The following is an 18,931-nucleotide window of genomic DNA, read 5'->3' as shown; positions in this document are numbered from 1 at the left end:
CTTATTAAACTCCGGACATCGCGGATTCGAGTTCAAGCTTCAGCTCCGAAATCTTTCTGCCCGCTTCCGTCAATGTCCTTTTATATGAATCTTTTTGCTTACAGTATTCATGCTCGGCCAACAATCCGGCTATGATAGCTATTTCCTGGGTGTCCACGAGATTATCGCCGCGCTCAACGGCCTCAAGGCGCGCGAGCACGGCATCGGCTACGGAAGCCCCGTGAAGGGGACTTTCCGTTTCATCCTCCAGCTTTTTCCTGTATGTTTTATTTTTGTAATTTATTTTAAGATCAAGCATGGTTTCAAACGCGATAAGCGACGGTTCAGACGTTCAATATCTGGAGTTTCTTCAATATTTTTTCCAGGTGATTCAATGTCCAGGTTCTGTCCTTGTTAAGTTTTTCGTTTTCCGCCATTATCACGCGCGCGTTCTGATTTTCCACCCTTAAGAATTCGAGTTCGGCTTTAAGATTGCCTCTTTCTCTTTTGAGTTCCCTGATGACGAAGGCGGCTTTGGAGACGTCGGAGGCGAGCGCCTCCATCTTTTCCCGGAAAGTGTCGATTATTTTAGAAAAATCTTCCGCCATATATGGCCGTGGTTTGCGATGTGTTTTTTTGCGGGCTGCGGGGAACAGATTACAATATTTGACGCGCGCGTGTCAAGTTTTCCGACGGAAAACTTATCGAGGCGTCAGAATTTAACCGAGAGGGCGTAACGGAACGAGTCGCCAAGCAATCCGTAGGGGACCCAGGCGAAATCGAATTTGAACTGTCTGAAAACCACACCCGCGCCGGCGCTCAAGCCCGCGAGGCCGTCGAGTTTTTCGTCGGAAACCGTCTTGTATCCGTAACGCACCGCGGCCGAAAAATTGTGGTCTATTTTACGCGAGTACTCCATTCCCGCGGAAAAGCGAGTGGCGTTGTCTCTTGGCGCGGCAACATCTATCGCCACCAGAAATCCATAGCCCGGATCGGAATAGCCCGAAAATCTGTAGCCCAGCCCGAGTTTATAGACGGCGGGAAGCGGGTCGCCGAGGGCATCGAACTTCATCTCGCCGCCGAGATTCTGCGCCGCAACGCCGACCGAAAGCGGCGAACCGTCGATGGGTCGGGCGATAATGCCCGCGTCCGCGGCCACGGCCGAAGCCGACCTGTCGTCGATGGTCGAATAGAGATATTTAACGTTGGCGCCGGCGGACACGCGCTCGCAGATTTTTCGCCCGTAACTCAGGACGTAAGCATAATCTCCCGCGGCGAAATCGCCTTCGGCCAAGGCCGCGTCCTGTGTTCTGCGCTCGATAGCGTTTACGGCAAGATTAACAACTCCGATACCGAATGTCCCGACTTTACCGACGGGATAGGCGACACCCAGCACGTTATAAGCTATCGATTGAAAATGCATCCCGTATTGAGCCGTGAACTCAAATCCTCCGACGGCCGCAAGACCGGCCGGATTGTGGAATATCGAGTTGACATCGTCGGAAACGGCCGTCTGCGCTTCCGCCATTGCGGCGGGACGGGCGCCGGGTCCTATTTTAAGAAAGGCGGCGGCAGAGGTCCCGACGTCTTCGCGGCCGGCAAAAACCGCCGATACCGACGAGGACACCAGCAAAGCCGCGCAGATTGCCCGCACAAAAGTTTTTGTTTTTTTCATAATCGTTGCCTCCGAAATCCCCCTTCATCCCCCTTTTTCAAAGGGGGGCCATCCTTACATTTCCCCTCTTTGTAAAGAGGGGTTAGGGGAGATTTTATGTAACATACTTATTTTATAAGAGCCATCTTGAAGAATTGTTCATTGCCGCCGGCAATCGTAAGCCGGCCGATGTATACGCCGGAGGCGACCTGCCTGCCGTAATCGTTTTTGCCGTCCCACTCTATGTAGTAGTGCGCGTTCGCGGCCAAATTATCCAGTCCTTCATCCGCGCCTTCAAGCGAGCGCACCAATTCTCCGGCCACATTGTATATTCTTATTTCGGCGGCGCCGGAAATCCCCGCCGGCAAACCGAAGTGAATCATAGTGCCGGTTACGGCAACCGTCTTTACGGGAGCCGTCTTTTTCAAGGTCACATTTTTAGGAGACAACCCGAAAGGATTCGGGACGTTGTAGACGAAAAGTTTCTCCACGTCGCCGATTCCGGAAATGACCGGAGCTTTCGATTTTATAATCGCAAATACCGATGTATGATCGACGCTGACGGTTATTGTGTTGGCCGTCTCGTCTACGACTTTATCACGGTCTTCCAGCAGCCACACGCCGTTGAGTTCGTCGAAATAATAAATGTTGTAGTCGTCGGAAGGCGTATCGCCTGCGGCGGCAGCCGCGGTTGAAAATTCCAGCGTTAACTTGGCGTCTTTTTTAAGCGCTCTGGAAACTCCCTTGGGAAGGAAAACGTCGTAGAAGGAGCTCAACGGACTTACGGAAGCCGTCCTCAGAACGCTCATCGCCCTGTGCATGGAGCCCGGATAGGATTCGGGCGCGCGCGGGATGACAAAGCGCGGCGCGCCGAGGGATGCGTCGCGCGCGACGGCCAATTCCGATGGGTCGTCGCCTTTCATAAAAGAAATCATCAGCGACGTGGTGGACGTGGCCCCGTCGAAGCAGTTCGGGGGAAACATCACCGACGAAGAATCCCCTTCAAGCACTATCTTGCCGCCGCGGACATTTGCGACCTTGACTCTTTTTTTGGCGGACACACCCGCGTAAAACTCGAACGATTCCTCCACCAGGAATTCTTCGCCGTTTTCGTCGATGTTTTTGGAACGCGCGCGCAGTTTCAGAGTAAACTTGTTTTCGCCCGCGGGGGCGGTGTATTTGCAGCTCAACGCCCTGCGATTCGGAGCCATATACCTGTCGCTCAATGTTCCGTTGCCGGACGCGACGCTCATTATCGCAGGCAGGTCGTCATCGGCGGGCACGGACTTGCGCAGCGCGCCGGTCACGTCGAAGTAAACCGCGAATTCGTTCGCGGCTCGCAAAGATCTTGAAAACACCGCGGGAGCGCCTATCTGAAATTTCAAGTCATAATCGGTTTTGACGTAACTCGAATACGGCACGCTGTATGCTACGGCCGCCGGCGCCATTTCATCGCCTTCAGTCAGGAACATTATGTTGTAGTAGGTGTCTTTCTGAAAGCCGTTGAGTTCGTAGCCGGTTACGGCCTTGTCGGTCATTTTCAGAGAACCGATGACAATTTCACTCATATCGTCGGTAGCCGCAAAAATCGTGCGCAATTCGCCTGTGGACGGATTTTTTCCGTCCGCCTTGGTTATTTTGCCGGCAAGACGCGCGCCGCGCTTGAGAGTCAGCGTACCTATGTTGGCTTCCCTATCCGTGACCTTGACATCTCTGGATATCGAAGCGTATCCGCCCGAAAGCACAGTAAGACGATATGTCCCCGGAGCCAGCGCCTCGGCGGTGAAATTGCCGTCTATGCTCGTATTGACGACTATGTCTCCGACGGGATTTGTCCGCGGAAATGTATCCTCCAACTGCATATACACTTGAGCGGTCGGGATGTTAGGATCTTCAAAATTCTGAAACATACCGCCGTCCGCCGTGACGACCTTGCCTTTTACGGAGCCCTTGGCCGCTTCAAGCGCGAAGTCAATTTCTTTGCCTTCGGCGATTTTCACCATCGAGCGGGTTTTTTCGCCGTATGAAATGCCGCCGGCGCCGAAGAAGAAGTAACCGTATGACCCGCCCATTTTTGAAAAATCAATGCGCGGGCATGCAATCACGTCATAGTAAGGATTTTCGGGATTAAGCCCCTGAATCGAGAACTTGCCGTTTATGTCGGTAAACGCCCTCAATTCGCTCGACCACTCACTCGTCAGAGACGGCATTGTAATCACGGGGATGTTCGGGATGCCTCTGCCGTTTTTGTCTTTTATCGTTCCGGTAAGAGTGATGCCCTGCCTTATGTCAATCGTACCCAGATCCACCGTCTGGCCGTCTTTGACTTTTGCGGAGATGACCTTCGAGGCGTAATCCGTCTGATTGCCGCCCTGCGATTGCCCGCCCATAGCGGCCATACCCATCATCATCCCGTAGGACGATTGTCCGAGCATCACATCATAATCGGCCTCGGGTAAAAAGGTCAGTTCGAATTTATCTTGCTGGGCGGTGCCGCTTACGCTGTTCAAAGACGCCCAGCCGCCGTCAACCCACGGGTTTGCGACCGCTGTTATGCCGAACGACTGCGGCAACATCTTGTCTTTGTTGGCCGGAGTAATCACGGTTCCTGAATCGGCGTCGCGGAGTTTCAGAGTGATTGTTCCGCCCTTTGAAAGTTGGATGTCCTGTCCCTGCAAATCGGACGACTCGACTTTCACGGAAACGGAAGAATTAACATATTGCCTCGGAAACTGCCTGTTTTGCATTGAGTCCCAGTAGCCCCAGTCCTGAACGCCGATGACATAATCGCCCGAAGGAAGACCTTTTAGCGTATAGTTGCCGGAATTCCCGTCCACGGAAACATTAAACCCCGCGATATAGTTGTTCCAATTACCCATCTGAAACTTTCCCGCCTTGAAAACATTCGCATAGAAATTTCTCGTGGCGGTCTCGCCGGCCGGGAGTTTTATCTGACCTGAAACCGAATAGCCCTTTGAGACATCCAAGTCCTTTGAGACATTGCCGTTGATAATAATTACCCTTTCTTCAACTGACGCGGTTTCTTTGCCGTTATCCCAATTACCGTCAAGTTCAAGCGACGGAATTTTCAAAATATACACGCCGGGGACGAGGCCGGTTATCTGATACGAGCCATCGGCGGCGATAAGACAATTCTTTGCCGCTGTTCCGCTATAGGCCGACATAGTTTCCATTTTTGAATAATCAATCGCCGAGACCCGAAACGACGCCGTGGACATCATCAAACCCATGTCGTAAATTGTATTATAAACCGGCGAGGTGGACACGAGTTGAGCGATGTCGTTTATTCCGTCGGGCGGATTAGATGCGCCGAGTTTTACTTTTCCGGAAACGCTGTATGTCTGAGCGGTCAAGTCGAGCGTTACTTCTTTCGTCTCGCCGTTTAATGCCATAAGCGTCTTTGTTTTTTCGTAGCCGCTTACGCTGTATCGCGCTTTGATTTGATAAAAACCGGTGCCGATAGGGGGGCTTGTCAAAACTCCTGTAGCCCCGTCAAACGCGGCGCCCGGCATCGTCGTTGGATTTTGATTGGTGACCCATATATTCGGTCCGTTCACATCCAATGTCACCTCATTGTACGCATTGTCCGGAACGACCAACTTGACTTTTATTACGCCCGAATATCTCTTAAACTTCAAATTAATGTTTCCCACTCCGTCTTTGACCGTCGCTTTGACACCTTGCCAGCCGAAAGAATTTTCAAGGTCAAAACCGGAAAGCCACGAGTTGAGCCAGTAAGTTCCGTCTTCAAGGCCTTTTATAGTGAATGTGGACGATGCGATGGTCGTATTTTTGGCGATATTGATCTGCGACCATCCGTAAGAGTATGCATCGGGCGACCAGGCGTTCAGATACAAAGAGTATGGATCGCCGCCCAAATTCAGAGACGGATCGGTTGCGTCGCCCTCGACGGTAATCGTGCCGGAAAGTCCGCCGCCCTCGGTCAATATAATCGTCGGCGCGGTTACCGCCGTATCCGTGGATGCGACTATTACTTTCGCCGTGCCCCTGCGATAACCGGGTGCGTTGGTTTTTATCGTATATTCTCCGGCGTCAATTCCGGCAATAACATATGTGCCCAACGAAAAATCCGGCTGAATCTGAGTCCAGCCCCAGGCGCTCGACCACATATCGCCTTTTTTAATGGCTTCCAGCGAGACCCACGCCCACTGTCCGGCAACGACCGCGGGGAGTTGTACCACGCCATAGACGACTTTTTTGGGAGCGAAATAGATATCATCAATTATTTTCGTGTCACCGGAAGCGACATAAACCGTTTTTGTGACGCTACTATATCCCCAGAGTTCCGCCCTGACTGTGTAAGTGCCGGGAACGACCTGCATTATCGTCCATTTGCCGCCGGTCCAGATATTGGCCGTAGAGTTTTCAATTTCATATCTGGGCTTCAGCGTCTCCTCCGGCGACCACTGGCCATTGTCCGAGGCCGAAGAGATATTGGCCGCAAACCGCAAAGAACCCCAGTAGTTGTTCCACGTGCCGTCGGTGGCGTTTGCCTGAATAGAGCCCCACAAATCGTACTGCTCGGCAATGCCGGAAAGTCCGCGCTTCGCGTTGATTTGTATGAAGGCGGGTTTTTTGAGCGAAACATCAGGGGCAGTGGTTCCCGCTGATACATTAGAAAGGGCAGCGTTGGACCAACCGACGGCGGAGAAATTCAAAGTATATTTCCCGTCGCGAAGCCCCGCGAGTTTATAATATCCGTTTGCGTCCGTGAAGGCGTTTGAGTATGACGGACCCCAGCAATTGACTGAAACATTCGCAATTCCTGTCGTTGCGCCGTCTATCAAAACTCGTCCGGAAATTTCTCTGCTTTGAATAGTCACGCTCAAACTGTCGTCGACAATCGCGCCGCCATAGCCCACTTGAACCCTTACGTAATATGTGCCGTTGGGAGCCCGTTCGTTTCTCCACATATAAGTTACGGGGTCATAGTAAGAAAGCCAGCCGCTCCACGAGACCTGATTCGTCATCGGCGTTCCCCAACCCCAATAAGTCCACAGTGCGGTGGTTCTGTCGGGAAAAGATGAAACGCTCACCTGCCATGAAACATTTGAAGCATCCGTCAGATTGAAATCAACGTATGCGTTTTCGTCGGGGCCGATAGTCGCGGATTTATTATTGGCGTTATCGCCCTTGTGAATTTTTGCTCCTGAAATACCTCCGGTTATGACACTCACCCAGAGATTGTTCGTGTTCGTCCCGCCGAGAAGATTGGACGACGCTTCGATGATGGTCTGCTGCTCGGTGGATTTTGTCAGGTAATAAAAATCAACGCCCGTTGCCCCCGTCGGTACAATCACCTGCGCGACGGGGCTTACAAAATTACCCGATACGTCCGTGGCTTTCGACAGAGAAAATTGGGCGGTGGCATCTGTGGAGTATTCATACATAGATGTGACGGGATTGTAGGTTTGAAATTTCCCCGCGAGCGGCACCGTAATCGTAGAGGTGGCCTTCGTTGTCATCCACATATTGTCAATTACTCTCAGGCGGATGGCGTTTGACGGCGCGCCCTTGCGGACGGTAAGTCCCCAACCCTCGAAAGTGACTGCGTAAGGAGGACCGGTTACGACATCCACTTTGGGTTGAGTAGATATGGCGGCAAGCGTATCCATCGCAGCGCTCTTTGTGCGGGTGTAAAACTCGACGCCGTCCTGAATCGTCCACTGTGTGTACGGCTGGGTGTAGACGATGGTAAGCGTTTCGCCGGACGCCAAAGTCGTTGTGCCAAAAATTATATCGAGCGTGTTGGTCGCCGTGGAAAAATCAACAACCATTTTGCCGACGTCCGCCGCAGTGGACGAGATTACTATGTAGCCGGCGGTACCGGGATTTGTCATCTGCGGCTGCGTCCAGTTAAACGGAAATCTTATGGAAATCTGGCCGTCCAAAGAAATGCCCGAGGCGCCTGCGGTATAGATGAAAGTCAGATTTTCCTGCAATGTGCGTCCGACCGGCACCTGAATTCCGGGGCGACCGTTGTCAGAATCAACGGCGGGGTCAATAATTATTGCGCCCTGCCCGCCGGCTCTCAATATCCCGGCGGCGGCGAACGTAACCGCGACGGCGAACGCGGCCACTCTTATTTTTTTTGACGCGTCGATAACAATGTTAATCATAAACCCTCCGACGGCATATCACAAAACTTTGTAGTTGCCGACCTTGGTCGGCGTTTCCTAATAAATGTATTTGCAAAAAAAACGCCCACCAAGATGGGCAACTACATTCTAAAAATCAAAATTAAATCCCATAAAATAGGCGGACGATTCGAAGTTATATTTATAAATGGACTCGTATTTCATATTGGATTCCGACCTGAGATGTGAAAATGAAGCCCGCATCTTGGTATCGCCGGCAAGCGGATAAACGAGCGAAAGCGACGCGAGCGTTTCGTTGACATAAATCTTGTCGGCCAGATAATCTCCGTCCGCGTTTTGCGCGGGGCGAGCGGCATAATTTTTGAACGACCGCGAACCGCCGGCGGTTATGGTGACGGGGCCGTCGCCCGGCAAAAAATGCAGATTTACCGACGGGGCGGAGGCCGTATAATCGTAGTAATCGGTTATAAAGACGGCCTTGCGCGCGTCGGCGCGGTTCTGGTTTGAATCCAGCACCGTGTAAGAATAACCGGGCTCAAATACAATACCCGCTTTGCGCGAAAATGAAATTGGATAAGCGATTTTAAGGGATGCCGTCAACACACTGTCGACCCGTTTGGATGTTGCCGACAGCGCGTCCAGAGACACGGCAACCGGCTGTTCGGGATACCCTTTGGATATAGACGCTCCGTCGAGAAAAAGACGAATCCTGCGGCCAAAAGTATGCGATGACCTGCCCGAAATCATTATATTGTTTGAGTCCAGAGTCCTGGAACCCGCCTGCTCGCGGCCGAGATCGGCGGTCTGACGCGATTCCAGTGAAATATAGTTGGGAAACTGTATCGTAAAATAATCGGCCGAGGCGGCAATCGAATGATTTCTTGAAAACGCGTATTCGGCCTCCGCGCCCGCCGCAACCTTATCGTAATCGAAAAGTCCTTTCATCCATTGTTCGTCGAGGGTTTCTCTCAAGAACTCTTTTCTGTAAGAAACGACAGGTCGAATTTTCAGGTTTTTCCGAGGAGTAAGCACGAACTTCAACGAGGCCGCATGCGACTGCGAATCGCTAAAAAGCGTTCCGCCGCCGGCCAACTCGGCGACTTCTTTTGTTCCGCGATAAGACCCCGAATATGTGAGTATCCCCGTGGCCGAAGGCGAAAACTTAAGCGACGGAGAAAAGCCGGCGGAAAAGTGTCCCGACAGCGCGGAAGGCGACCCCGCGTAAAGATACTGCCCTCCCAAAAAACTGAAGTTTCCGACGGAGGAGAACTCTGCGGCGCGAACCGCGACCGGCGGAAACGCAAGCAGCGTCAACAACGATAAAACGACGACGACGCCAAACGCTCCCGAACACATTTTAAATCCCCCTGTTTCCCCCTTTTTCAAAGGGGGATGGTCATCTATCTTTTTCAAAAGGAGAAAGTCGCCTGCCTTTTTCAAAGGGGTAATGTCCCCCCTCTTTTTTAAAGAGGGGTTGGGGGAGATTTTTACATTACTTGGCCACATGCAAGGACTCAAACGTTTCATTTTATCAATCCCGACTTGATGAGTATTTTCGGCTCGACTACGAGGTCAATTTTTCTGCCGGCAAATTCGCTCGCCGTCACGACCTGCTGATAATTCCACTTCAAAAGTTTTTCTTTGTACGCTTTGCCGGTCGTCGCGCCGTCGAACGCGGAAAGCGGGGCGATTCCGCCTTCGTCGGAAATTATGTAATTGTCCCACTTTTCCCATGTGCCGTTGCCGTAAAAATTCGAAATCCGCTGATAGAGTATATCTTCGCCGGCGGGCCATTCGATTTTGGACTGCATGGTTTCTCCGGCGTATTTCCACGAGGCCGCCGAGGGATCCTCCGACTGCAGGTTTGTTCCGGAGTACCACATTTTTTTGACGTCGTTTATGTAGTAATCGTATTTGTCGAAAATACTCTTATAGTAAGGGTCTCCGCCGGCAAGATCTATGAACGTGTCCGAAGCGGTGTCGAAATAATGTGTCACGGCGTCGGCTTCCACACCGTTATTGTTGACGTCTACAAGATGGCCGCCGGACGCCTCCTCTTTTATCGTGTCCAAAGTGTTGGAGCGGCCGGTTTCATAACCGGTGAGGTAATAATCCGGCGCCGCCAGCGCTTTGCCGCCCAAATCCGACAGTGCCGCGCTCATATCGGCCGGCAGGTCCTTATTGAACTTGCCCTTGTAATAAAAATAGTCGAAGCGGTCGGTCCTTTCATTGAGAACAACGAGCTTGAACTCATCGGCCGCCGGACGCATAATGTATTCTTCCAGACGCACGCGCTTGCCAAAAACATCGACGAGCGTCTTTCCTTCCATATACTCGGCCAGACGCATTTCCGCGGCGGCGGCGGCCTGCACCTGCTCTTTTGACATACCCAGACCCACTTCCGCGCGAAGGACGGAAGCGTCGGAGCGGGATTGGGTTTTATCGCCGCCAACAAGCGGCGCGTCGTGTCTGACCTCAAGGCGTTCGCCGGCGGCAACGGCAATTTCGCGCGACGGCTCCTCGGGCTTGAACACACCGACAAGACCCTCGACCACGTCTATGTCGGTATTGCCTTTTTCGTCGACAAAAACTTCAAACTCGGTGCCGCGCACGGAACATACGGCCACGGGCGTATGAACCTCGAATTTATTGCGGCGGAACTTGGACACCCACGCCTTGAACCTTCCGCCGATCACTTTGATAGTAGGCGATTCTTTTTGGAGATTCTCAAACGAAACGCTGGAATTAGGCCCGACTTCCACGCGGGAACCTTCTTCCAGACGGATTTTCGCCATAGAGCGCCCGCCGGAGGTCCTGAGTTTCTGCCCGCTCTTGAGAGTAAGATTTTCACCCGCTTCGTACCACATTTCCGAGTGAGGCGAGTATACCTGAACGTTGCCGGAGACCTTTGTCAGCGTTCCCTGTTCCGCCATCAGCCGCGCGGACAACAGAACCGTTGCCGCAAAAAGAAACAACGGAAACGCGGCGAAAACGATATATTTTTTTTGAGTTTTCATCTGCCCTCCGACCGAATATGCCCCTGAAAATTCCGCCCGTTCAACAAAGCGGTCAAGCCGGCAGTCAATATATACATAATTGCCGGGAAGTTGTCAAGATTGTGTAGATACCGGCCGTCCGCGGACTCGAATCGCCGTCGATAAAAACTTCTTTGTGATTTACCTCACAGGCGGAGGGACATTACTTTTAAAAACCGAAAAAATATATAATCAGCGGATGCGCGGTATCGTCGCCGCGAAGGCCGCGCAAGAAAATCCACACGGAGGAAACACACGTGATTAAATACAATCCCAACCGCAAAACTCTCGAACAGGACGAGTACGTCTACGAATTGCAGGACGTTTCCGAACCTAAACTCTACGACGACGTATTCCCTTACACCGAAATCCCCAAAATAGCGTTCAACCATCGCATAGTGCCTATGAGCCCGGCCGAAGAAATATGGGTCACGGATACCACCTTTCGCGACGGACAGCAATCGAGGGCTCCTTTTACCGTCGAGCAGATAGTCAAGCTCTACGAACTCCTCTCACGGCTGGGCGGGCCGAACGGCGTCATTCGTCAAACGGAATTTTTTGTTTATACTCAGCGCGACCGCGATTCTATCGCAAGATGCCGCGACCTCGGACTTAAATTCCCCGAAATAACCGCATGGATCAGAGCCAAAAAAGAGGATTTTAAACTTGTCAAGGAGATGCGCCTTAAAGAAACCGGAATTCTTACTTCCTGCTCGGATTATCATATTTTTCTGAAACTTAAAAAGACGCGCAGACAGGCCATGGACGGTTATCTTGAAATCGTCCGCGCCGCCCTCGACGAGGGAATAATACCGCGGTGCCATTTTGAGGATATAACCCGCGCGGATTTCTATGGTTTTGTAATACCTTTCGCCACGGAACTGATGAAACTCTCCAAGCAGTACAAGTCGCCCGTCAAGATACGCGCCTGCGACACGCTGGGTCTTGCGGTGGCTTACCCGGGCGCGGCGCTCCCGCGCAACGTCAACGGAATAATATACGGGTTGACCCGCCTTGCGGGAGTGCCGGCGGAGTGGCTGGAGTGGCACGGCCACAATGATTTTTACCGCGCGCTGGCGAATTCGACTTTTGCCTGGCTCTACGGCGCCTCCGGCGCAAACGGAGCGCTTTTGGGAATCGGCGAACGCACGGGCAATACGCCCGTCGAGGCCCTCTGCGTGGAATACGCGGCGCTGCGCGGATCCACCAACGGTATGGATCTCTCGGCGATAACCGAAATATCGGAATTTTTCATAAAGGAACTCGGACACGCGGTGCCGGCCAATCAGCCCTTTGTGGGGTCGCATTTCAACGTGACAAAAGCGGGCATTCACGCCGACGGAATAATGAAGGACGAAAAAATTTACAACATATTCGACACGAACCGCCTTCTCAACCGTCCGGCCGACGTGGCGATTTCCGATAAGTCGGGCGCGGCGGGAATAGCGTTCTGGCTGAACTCCCGTCTGAAACTCTCCGATGATAATAAGCTTGGCAAGGAACATCCGGCGGTAATAAAGATAAAGGACTGGGTCGACGAGCAGTTCGCGGCGGGGCGCGTCACCGACATAGCCGAGCCGGAAATGTGGTCGCTGGCAAAGCAATTTCTGCCGGAGATGGTGAAATAGTTTTTTATCTGTTTCCCGAAAACCCTTTCGCGCGCGTTTATGAGCCGAAAGTTTTATGCCCTCTCCCCCCGGAGGGAGAGGGTCAGGGAGAGGAAAATCATTTCGTAACCGCCCAAAAACTTCCGGCGAATGGCGGGGTTTTTGAAAAACACGACAAAAAAGCTTATGAATATGATTAAAAAACCACTCAAGTATTTGGCGGGAGCGATTGCGGCGGCGGGGCTGTTTTTTTACGTCAAATATTACGCCCTTACATTTCCCGTAGTTATAGTGTACACCAACGACTTACACGGAAATATACTCCCGCGCAAAGGCGAAGGCGGAATGGCCGCGCTGGCCGCTTTCTTAAAAAAACTTCCCGACGACACACTGCTTTTGGACGCCGGCGATTTTTTCCAGGGGACTCCGGAAAGCGACCTTTCAGGAGGCAAAAATACCGTTCTTGCGATGAACCGGCTCGGCTATGACGCGGCGGCCGTCGGAAATCACGAGTTCGACTTCGGCCAAAAAAATCTGTCGGCTCTGTCGAAAACGGCCGGATTTCCTTTTTTGGCGGCCAACATCTACCGCAAAAATCCCGCAGGGCAAAAACACTCCGGCGAAAGACCGGTTTACATCAAACCTTATACGATAAAAGAAGTGAAAGGCGCGCGAATCGCGATATTCGGTCTGACAAGCGAGCGCACGCCGGCAATGTCGATGCCGGCCAATGTCGACGGACTCATCTTTGCCGACGCCGCCGAAGAGGCGCGGCGGATGGTCGCGGAATTATCCGAAAAAGCAGACACAATCATCGCCCTGTCGCACCTGGGCTTTGAAAAAGACGGGGCGGCATGGCGAGGCGACAGAGCATTGGCCGCCGACGTCGACGGCATAGACGCGATTATAGGAGCGCACACTCACACGGAAGTCCGCGGCAAAAAAATAGGACGCACTCTTATCGTTCAGACGAGCGGAGGCGGCCGGACCGTCGGCAAAATGACTCTGCGGCTCGACAAAAAAACCAAAAAACCTCGGCTCATCACCAACCGCATCGTTAAAATATCGTCGGTAAGATACGGCGAGGATTCCGGAATGAAAAAGTTCGTCGACGGTATAACGTCCGAGACGTCGCGCAAGCTCGGCAAAGTCGTCGGGCGCGCCGAAGCCGACATAAAGCGGGGCGCAAAAGGCGCGGAATCCCCGATGGGAAATCTGCTGACGGACATAATGCGCCAAAAAGCCGCCGCGCAACTGGCATTTCATAATCCCGGCGGTATCCGCGCGGACTTTAAGTCGGGGGACATCACGCTCCGCGACGTCTACAGCGTAAACCCTTTCGACAACACCATCGTGACGATGAAAATGACGGGCGCGACGGTGCGCGAATTGCTGCTGAACTCTTTTGACGGACAGTATGGAACGCTTCAGATTTCGGGGATGCGCGTCGTCTACGAACGCGAAACGAAAAAACTTTCCGCAGCGGTCGCGGACGGCGACGGGACGTCGAGGCTCGACGACAAAAAAATCTATACCGTGGCCACAAACTCGTTTCTTGCCGCCGGCGGCGACGGCTTCGGAATTTTCGCCGCGGCGAAAAGCCGTCGGGACACCGGAATAAGTTTCCGCGACGCCGTGACGGAATATCTTCAAAAAACCGGCTCCATACCCGCGCGGCGCGGCAAGCCCGACGGAAGAATCGAGATAAAGTGAGACCGTTGAAAAAGTCCCTTTGACCGTCATTGCAAGGAATGTAATGACGAAGTAGGGACAGGTCGCGACCTGTCCCTACCAAAACGGCGGGGCCTCGCAATGAGAAATTGCGGGGTTTTTCAACAATCTCGTAATAGAAATGACAAATTATGCGTGACACACTGCGGAAATATTTCGGCTATGCCGATTTTCACCCTTTGCAGGAAGAAATTATCGGCGATGTTCTCAACCATCACGACGTCCTGGTTTTGATGCCGACCGGCGGCGGCAAATCGCTGTGCTATCAACTGCCCGCCATAATAAAAGACGGCGTTACCGTTGTTATCTCTCCTCTCATATCTCTTATGAAAGACCAGGTCGATGATTTGCGCGCAAGCGGCATCCCCGCCGCTTCCATAAACAGCACATTGGATTATAAGAGGGTAGCCGAGATAAAATCGCAGTTGATAAAAAAGCACATTAAACTTCTGTACGTGGCGCCGGAAAGAATTATGCTTCCGGACTTTTTGGATTTTCTGCGTCAGTTAAACACGAATTTAATCGCCATAGACGAGGCGCATTGCATTTCGGAATGGGGTCACGATTTCCGTCCGGAATACCGCAAATTAAATCTGTTAAAAACACATTTCCCGACCGTTCCCTTAATCGCGCTCACGTCGACCGCGACGGCGCAGGTTCAAAGTGATATTGTCAGTCAGTTAAATATGTCAAGCCCCAAAATTTACAGGGCATCTCTAAACAGAAAAAATCTATTTTACCGGATCAGACCCAAGAAAGAAACGTATCAACATCTGTTGCGATATATAAAAAATCATCCGAACGAATCCGGGATAATTTATTGCCAGAGCAGAAAATCCGTTGACGCGCTGTCCCTTAAACTTCAAAAAGAAGGCATCCGCGCGTTGCCCTATCATGCGGGGTTATCGTCGGCCGCGCGAACAGAGAATCAGGAAAAATTTATTAAGGACGATGTGGAAATTATCGTGGCCACAATCGCTTTCGGGATGGGCATTGACAAACCGAATGTCCGCTATGTGATTCACTGCGATATGCCCAAAAGTATCGAGGGTTATTATCAGGAGACGGGCAGGGCGGGCAGAGACGGTCTCAAAAGCGATTGTATTTTATTTTTCAGTTACGGCGATAAAATCAAACACGAATATTTTATTAACAAAATAGAAAACGAACAATACCGGCAGTTCGCCTATAAAAAAATGCGGGAGATGCTTGATTTTTGCGCAAACAAAGAATGCCGCCGAAAATATTTATTGAATTATTTCGGCGAAAAATATGACGCCAACGACTGCGATATGTGCGACGCCTGCTCGCCGCCGGAAAAAGAAGACGCCGTGCCATATCTTCAAAGCGCTGTCAAAATTTCAAAATCCAAAAAATCTTTTATCGAGCGTTCGGAATACGACCGAAAATTATTTGAAACTTTAAGGGCATTGCGAAAGGAAATCGCGGACAAGGAAAGAATGCCGCCATACATCGTATTCTCGGACGTGGCCCTGAAAGAAATGTCCGCGCGATACCCGCAAAATCTTGAAACTTTCAGAGAAATTAATGGTGTTGGGGATGTGAAACTGAAAAAATACGGAAGTATGTTTTTGGAGAAAATTACGGCGTACTGCAAAAGTAAAAAATCAACCTGTTCCATTTCGGAACAGGACGCCGTAGGCGGGAGAATCGGGATAAAGTAGGGTTTATACCCAGCCCGCCGTCCCGGGCATTGGCCGGTCGTACAGGGCTAAAATAAACGCACCCAGTCGTCGAAACTTGCGCATATTGTCTGTCTTTCGGTATAATAAACGAATAATTGCGGATATGAAATGTTGTGTGACATGCCGAGGTGGACAAAAACTGTTATGGTTAAGATAAAAGAAATAAAACCTCGCCCGTCAAGAATGCTCGCCATCCTTGGCTCGCTAAAAGAATGGAGAAAGTAGCAATATGAAACCATTGGTAAAGTATAGAGGCGGAAAATCGAAAGAAATACCAAAACTTATAAGGCACATACCGAACTTTAGTGGTAAATATATTGAACCATTTTTTGGTGGTGGAGCATTATTTTTTCATTTAGAACCAAAGGGAGCAATCATAAATGACATTAATTCAAAATTAATATCGTTTTACTTAGGCGTTAAAAACGACTTTGAAACACTTAAAAGCGAGCTGACTGAAATCGAAAAAATTTACACCATAAATCGAAAAAAATTTGAAGCATTAAAAAGCAAAGCCCCGGACAAAAGAGTTGTAGACGATAATGAGCATCTTTATTATCAAATTAGAGATATGTTCAATGGGTTGACTGAAAAGAAATATTCTGATGCCTTGTTTTATTTCTTCATTAACAAGACCGCATATTCGGGAATGATACGCTACAATGCCAAAGGCGAGTTTAACGTGCCTTATGGACGATATGCCAACTTGAATACTTCTTTGGTTACAAAATCTCACAGCAAACTATTTGCTAACACAGAAATTTATAATCTCGACTATTCCGAGATTTTTAAAATGGCGACCGAAGATGATTTTATGTTTTTAGACCCGCCTTACGATTGTGTTTTTTCAGACTACGGCAATGTAGAACATAAAGACGGATTTAATGAAAAAAATCATATTGAATTAGCCAATCAATACAAGCAACTTAAATGTAAAGCACTTATGGTAATTGGCAGAACTCCATTAACTGAAAAGTTATACGGAGATATGATTGTTGATGAATATGGAAAATCATATGCAGTTAATATTAGAAACAGATTTAAGTCAGAAGCAAGCCATATCTTGCTTTCAAATTATGGAAATATCAGATATGACTATACTAATAAATATGATTCTCAACTAGAATTGGTTTATTAATATGGCAAGAATAGATAGTAAAATAATATTCGTTACAACATCTCCAAGGACTCCAGCCAAAATGATTCCTGAAATTGAGTTATTGAATACTCATTTTTCAGGTCAAAAATGGAATACTGATACCCAAAGGGCATTTATGGAACTGTTGAAAGAAGAAAACTTTTTCAACGGAGAAGGTGCAAATGATCCTGCCTTTAGTGCACGAGATAGAATAAACAGAGCACCAAAATCGCTTGGCTTTGTTGTTTTATCTCCAACAATCACCTTAACTCAGGCAGGGGTAGAATTAGTAACAACTAAGCGAAAAGAAGAAATATTTTTAAGGCAGTTACTCAAATTTCAAATACCATCGCCTTATCATAAACCGAGCGAAAACTCAGCTGATTTTTGGGTAAAGCCATATCTTGAATTGTTTCGATTGATTCGTCATTTTGGTTCACTGAAATTTGATGAGTTAATGCTTTTCGGACTGCAGTTAGTAGATTACAGACAATTCGATGCCATTGTTTCGAAAATTGACCGATTCAGGATTGCAAAAGCACAAAACGAAGGAAATTACAAAAATTTTCGTGCAGAATGCTTGGAGAATGAGCTCAATGACATTTATAATGCTGAAATAAGTTCAGGAAATACAAGAACAAGAGAAACCAATGATGCTTCGCTTGTAAAGTTTCTTAAAACCAAAGCAAGTAATATGCGTGATTATGCAGATGCTTGTTTTCGCTATTTTAGAGCAACAGGTTTGATAAATATTTCACATTTAGGTAAGTCAATTTCAATTGTTCCTGAAAAAATTCAAGAGGTTGACTATTTTTTAGAAAACACCGACAGAGAACCTTGTTTTGTCAACAATGAAAGACAATATGTTGAATATTTAGGTAATCCATTACTTCCTTCACTTTTAACCGATGACAGGGAATTGCTCGAACAAAAAATTCGGTCTGAGTTTCCTAATTTGCAAATATCTGGAACATATACGTTACAAGAACTAAAAAACATTTTTGCAGATGAATTAGAAATTAGAAAAGAAACGATTATTACTGAACAAATTAGTGCTATTAAGGATTATCGTGCATTTGAAGACATCAATACTATTTTCAGTCAAATTCTTGACAATTCTTTATATGATACTCCGTTGATGCTGGAATGGAACATATGGCGAGCAATGACAATGTTGGATGGTGGAAACATCAAAGCTAATTTAAAATTTGACGACTTTGGGAATCCAATGTCAACGGCACAAGGAAACATAGCAGACATCATTTGTGATTATGGCGATTTTGGTTTAACAGTTGAAGTTACAATGCAAACCGGACAAAGACAATACGAAACTGAAGGAGAACCAGTATCTCGTCACCTTGCGAAACTAAAAAAGGAAATAAATAAACCAGCATATTGTCTTTTTATCGCACCAAACATTAATGATGCCTGTATAGCTCATTTCTATGCTTTGCATAAGATGAACATTGGCTATTATGGCGGAACATCTACAATAGTCCCTTTACCATTGAATATTTTCCAAAAAATGGTTGATGATTCTTATAAAGCATCTTACATCCCCGAGCCAAGTCATGTAAAACGATTTTTTGAGCGGTCAAATGAGTTAGCAAACGAATGTGATAATGAGATATCTTGGTATGAAAAAATATCAGAAGAGGCATTGAATTGGTTAAGAACCTGAAAAGTAGCCTACGCACATCCGTGTGCTTCGGCGAAGAAAAGACGGGCGAGTTTTTAAAATAAAGAATAAAACAGTTTCTGAAAAAATGTCCACCTCGGCACTATCACACAACAGCGGCTATGCGGTTCGGGCGGAGTACCGCCCTCTCCCAAATTACCCTACGCTACGCTTCGGGCAACTTCGCATGGCCGCGAACGTTATACCCAAAGACTAAAGCCACATTTCAATTTTGTTTCACTTCATTGAAACGTCAGATATCG

At 49.1% G+C, this 18,931-nt stretch carries 11 protein-coding genes; 5 read left to right on the top strand and 6 right to left on the bottom strand.

Annotated features, from left to right (window positions below; all coding sequences use genetic code 11):
• Positions 1–4: 4 nt before the first annotated feature.
• The 6 genes from CVU77_06975 to CVU77_06950 all read right to left on the bottom strand — a co-directional run bounded on the left by CVU77_06975 (position 5) and on the right by CVU77_06950 (position 10,790).
• Positions 5–298 carry a hypothetical protein gene (locus CVU77_06975; protein PKN01088.1) on the bottom strand — a complete coding sequence of 98 codons (294 nt, stop codon included), beginning with the start codon at positions 296–298 and terminating at the stop codon, positions 5–7.
• Between the two features lie 25 nt (positions 299–323).
• Positions 324–587 (bottom strand): hypothetical protein, encoded by a 264-nt coding sequence (locus CVU77_06970; GenBank protein PKN01087.1) that lies wholly within the window; start codon positions 585–587, stop codon positions 324–326.
• Positions 588–691: 104 nt separating this feature from the next.
• Positions 692–1,654 carry a hypothetical protein gene (locus tag CVU77_06965; protein PKN01086.1) on the bottom strand — a complete coding sequence of 321 codons (963 nt, stop codon included), beginning with the start codon at positions 1,652–1,654 and terminating at the stop codon, positions 692–694.
• 107 nt (positions 1,655–1,761) lie between these two features.
• Positions 1,762–7,794, bottom strand: coding sequence for a hypothetical protein (locus CVU77_06960; GenBank protein ID PKN01085.1), 6,033 nt, complete (start codon positions 7,792–7,794; stop codon positions 1,762–1,764).
• A 108-nt stretch (positions 7,795–7,902) separates the two neighbouring features.
• A complete protein-coding gene (locus CVU77_06955) occupies positions 7,903–9,213 on the bottom strand; it encodes a hypothetical protein (GenBank protein PKN01084.1) in 1,311 nt (436 codons plus the stop codon).
• A gap of 83 nt (positions 9,214–9,296) precedes the next feature.
• Entirely contained in the window at positions 9,297–10,790 is a 1,494-nt protein-coding gene (locus tag CVU77_06950) for a hypothetical protein (GenBank protein ID PKN01083.1), read from the bottom strand.
• Positions 10,791–11,065: 275 nt separating this feature from the next.
• On the opposite strand from CVU77_06950, the gene CVU77_06945 reads away from it, so the two are divergent.
• The 5 genes from CVU77_06945 to CVU77_06925 all read left to right on the top strand — a co-directional run bounded on the left by CVU77_06945 (position 11,066) and on the right by CVU77_06925 (position 18,671).
• The gene (locus CVU77_06945) at positions 11,066–12,436 is read left to right on the top strand and encodes a 2-isopropylmalate synthase (protein PKN01082.1); all 1,371 of its coding nucleotides are present in this window, start codon (positions 11,066–11,068) and stop codon (positions 12,434–12,436) included.
• 129 nt (positions 12,437–12,565) lie between these two features.
• On the top strand, positions 12,566–14,128 hold the full coding sequence (locus CVU77_06940; protein ID PKN01081.1) for a hypothetical protein: 1,563 nt from the start codon (positions 12,566–12,568) through the stop codon (positions 14,126–14,128).
• A 149-nt stretch (positions 14,129–14,277) separates the two neighbouring features.
• The gene (locus CVU77_06935; GenBank protein ID PKN01080.1) at positions 14,278–15,831 is read left to right on the top strand and encodes a hypothetical protein; all 1,554 of its coding nucleotides are present in this window, start codon (positions 14,278–14,280) and stop codon (positions 15,829–15,831) included.
• Positions 15,832–16,081: 250 nt separating this feature from the next.
• On the top strand, positions 16,082–16,990 hold the full coding sequence (locus CVU77_06930) for a DNA methyltransferase (GenBank protein PKN01079.1): 909 nt from the start codon (positions 16,082–16,084) through the stop codon (positions 16,988–16,990).
• Position 16,991: 1 nt separating this feature from the next.
• Positions 16,992–18,671: an AlwI family type II restriction endonuclease gene (locus CVU77_06925; GenBank protein ID PKN01078.1), complete on the top strand. Its 1,680-nt coding sequence runs from the start codon at positions 16,992–16,994 to the stop codon at positions 18,669–18,671.
• Positions 18,672–18,931 lie beyond the last annotated feature (260 nt).

The sequence above is a fragment of the Elusimicrobia bacterium HGW-Elusimicrobia-1 genome (assembly GCA_002841695.1).
Taxonomy (GTDB): Bacteria; Elusimicrobiota; Endomicrobiia; order PHAN01; family PHAN01; genus PHAN01.
Note: the sequence above shows the minus strand (reverse complement) of the source record. Positions and strands in the feature narration are given on the sequence as shown.

Coding starts and splice junctions, on each gene's coding strand:
- CVU77_06975 (PKN01088.1), bottom strand. CDS start 298: ATGCTTGATCTTAAAATAAATTACAAAAATAAAACATACAGGAAAAAG.
- CVU77_06950 (PKN01083.1), bottom strand. CDS start 10,790: ATGAAAACTCAAAAAAAATATATCGTTTTCGCCGCGTTTCCGTTGTTT.
- CVU77_06940 (PKN01081.1), top strand. CDS start 12,566: ATGGCGGGGTTTTTGAAAAACACGACAAAAAAGCTTATGAATATGATT.
- CVU77_06925 (PKN01078.1), top strand. CDS start 16,992: ATGGCAAGAATAGATAGTAAAATAATATTCGTTACAACATCTCCAAGG.
- CVU77_06935 (PKN01080.1), top strand. CDS start 14,278: ATGCGTGACACACTGCGGAAATATTTCGGCTATGCCGATTTTCACCCT.
- CVU77_06930 (PKN01079.1), top strand. CDS start 16,082: ATGAAACCATTGGTAAAGTATAGAGGCGGAAAATCGAAAGAAATACCA.
- CVU77_06970 (PKN01087.1), bottom strand. CDS start 587: ATGGCGGAAGATTTTTCTAAAATAATCGACACTTTCCGGGAAAAGATG.
- CVU77_06960 (PKN01085.1), bottom strand. CDS start 7,794: ATGATTAACATTGTTATCGACGCGTCAAAAAAAATAAGAGTGGCCGCG.
- CVU77_06965 (PKN01086.1), bottom strand. CDS start 1,654: ATGAAAAAAACAAAAACTTTTGTGCGGGCAATCTGCGCGGCTTTGCTG.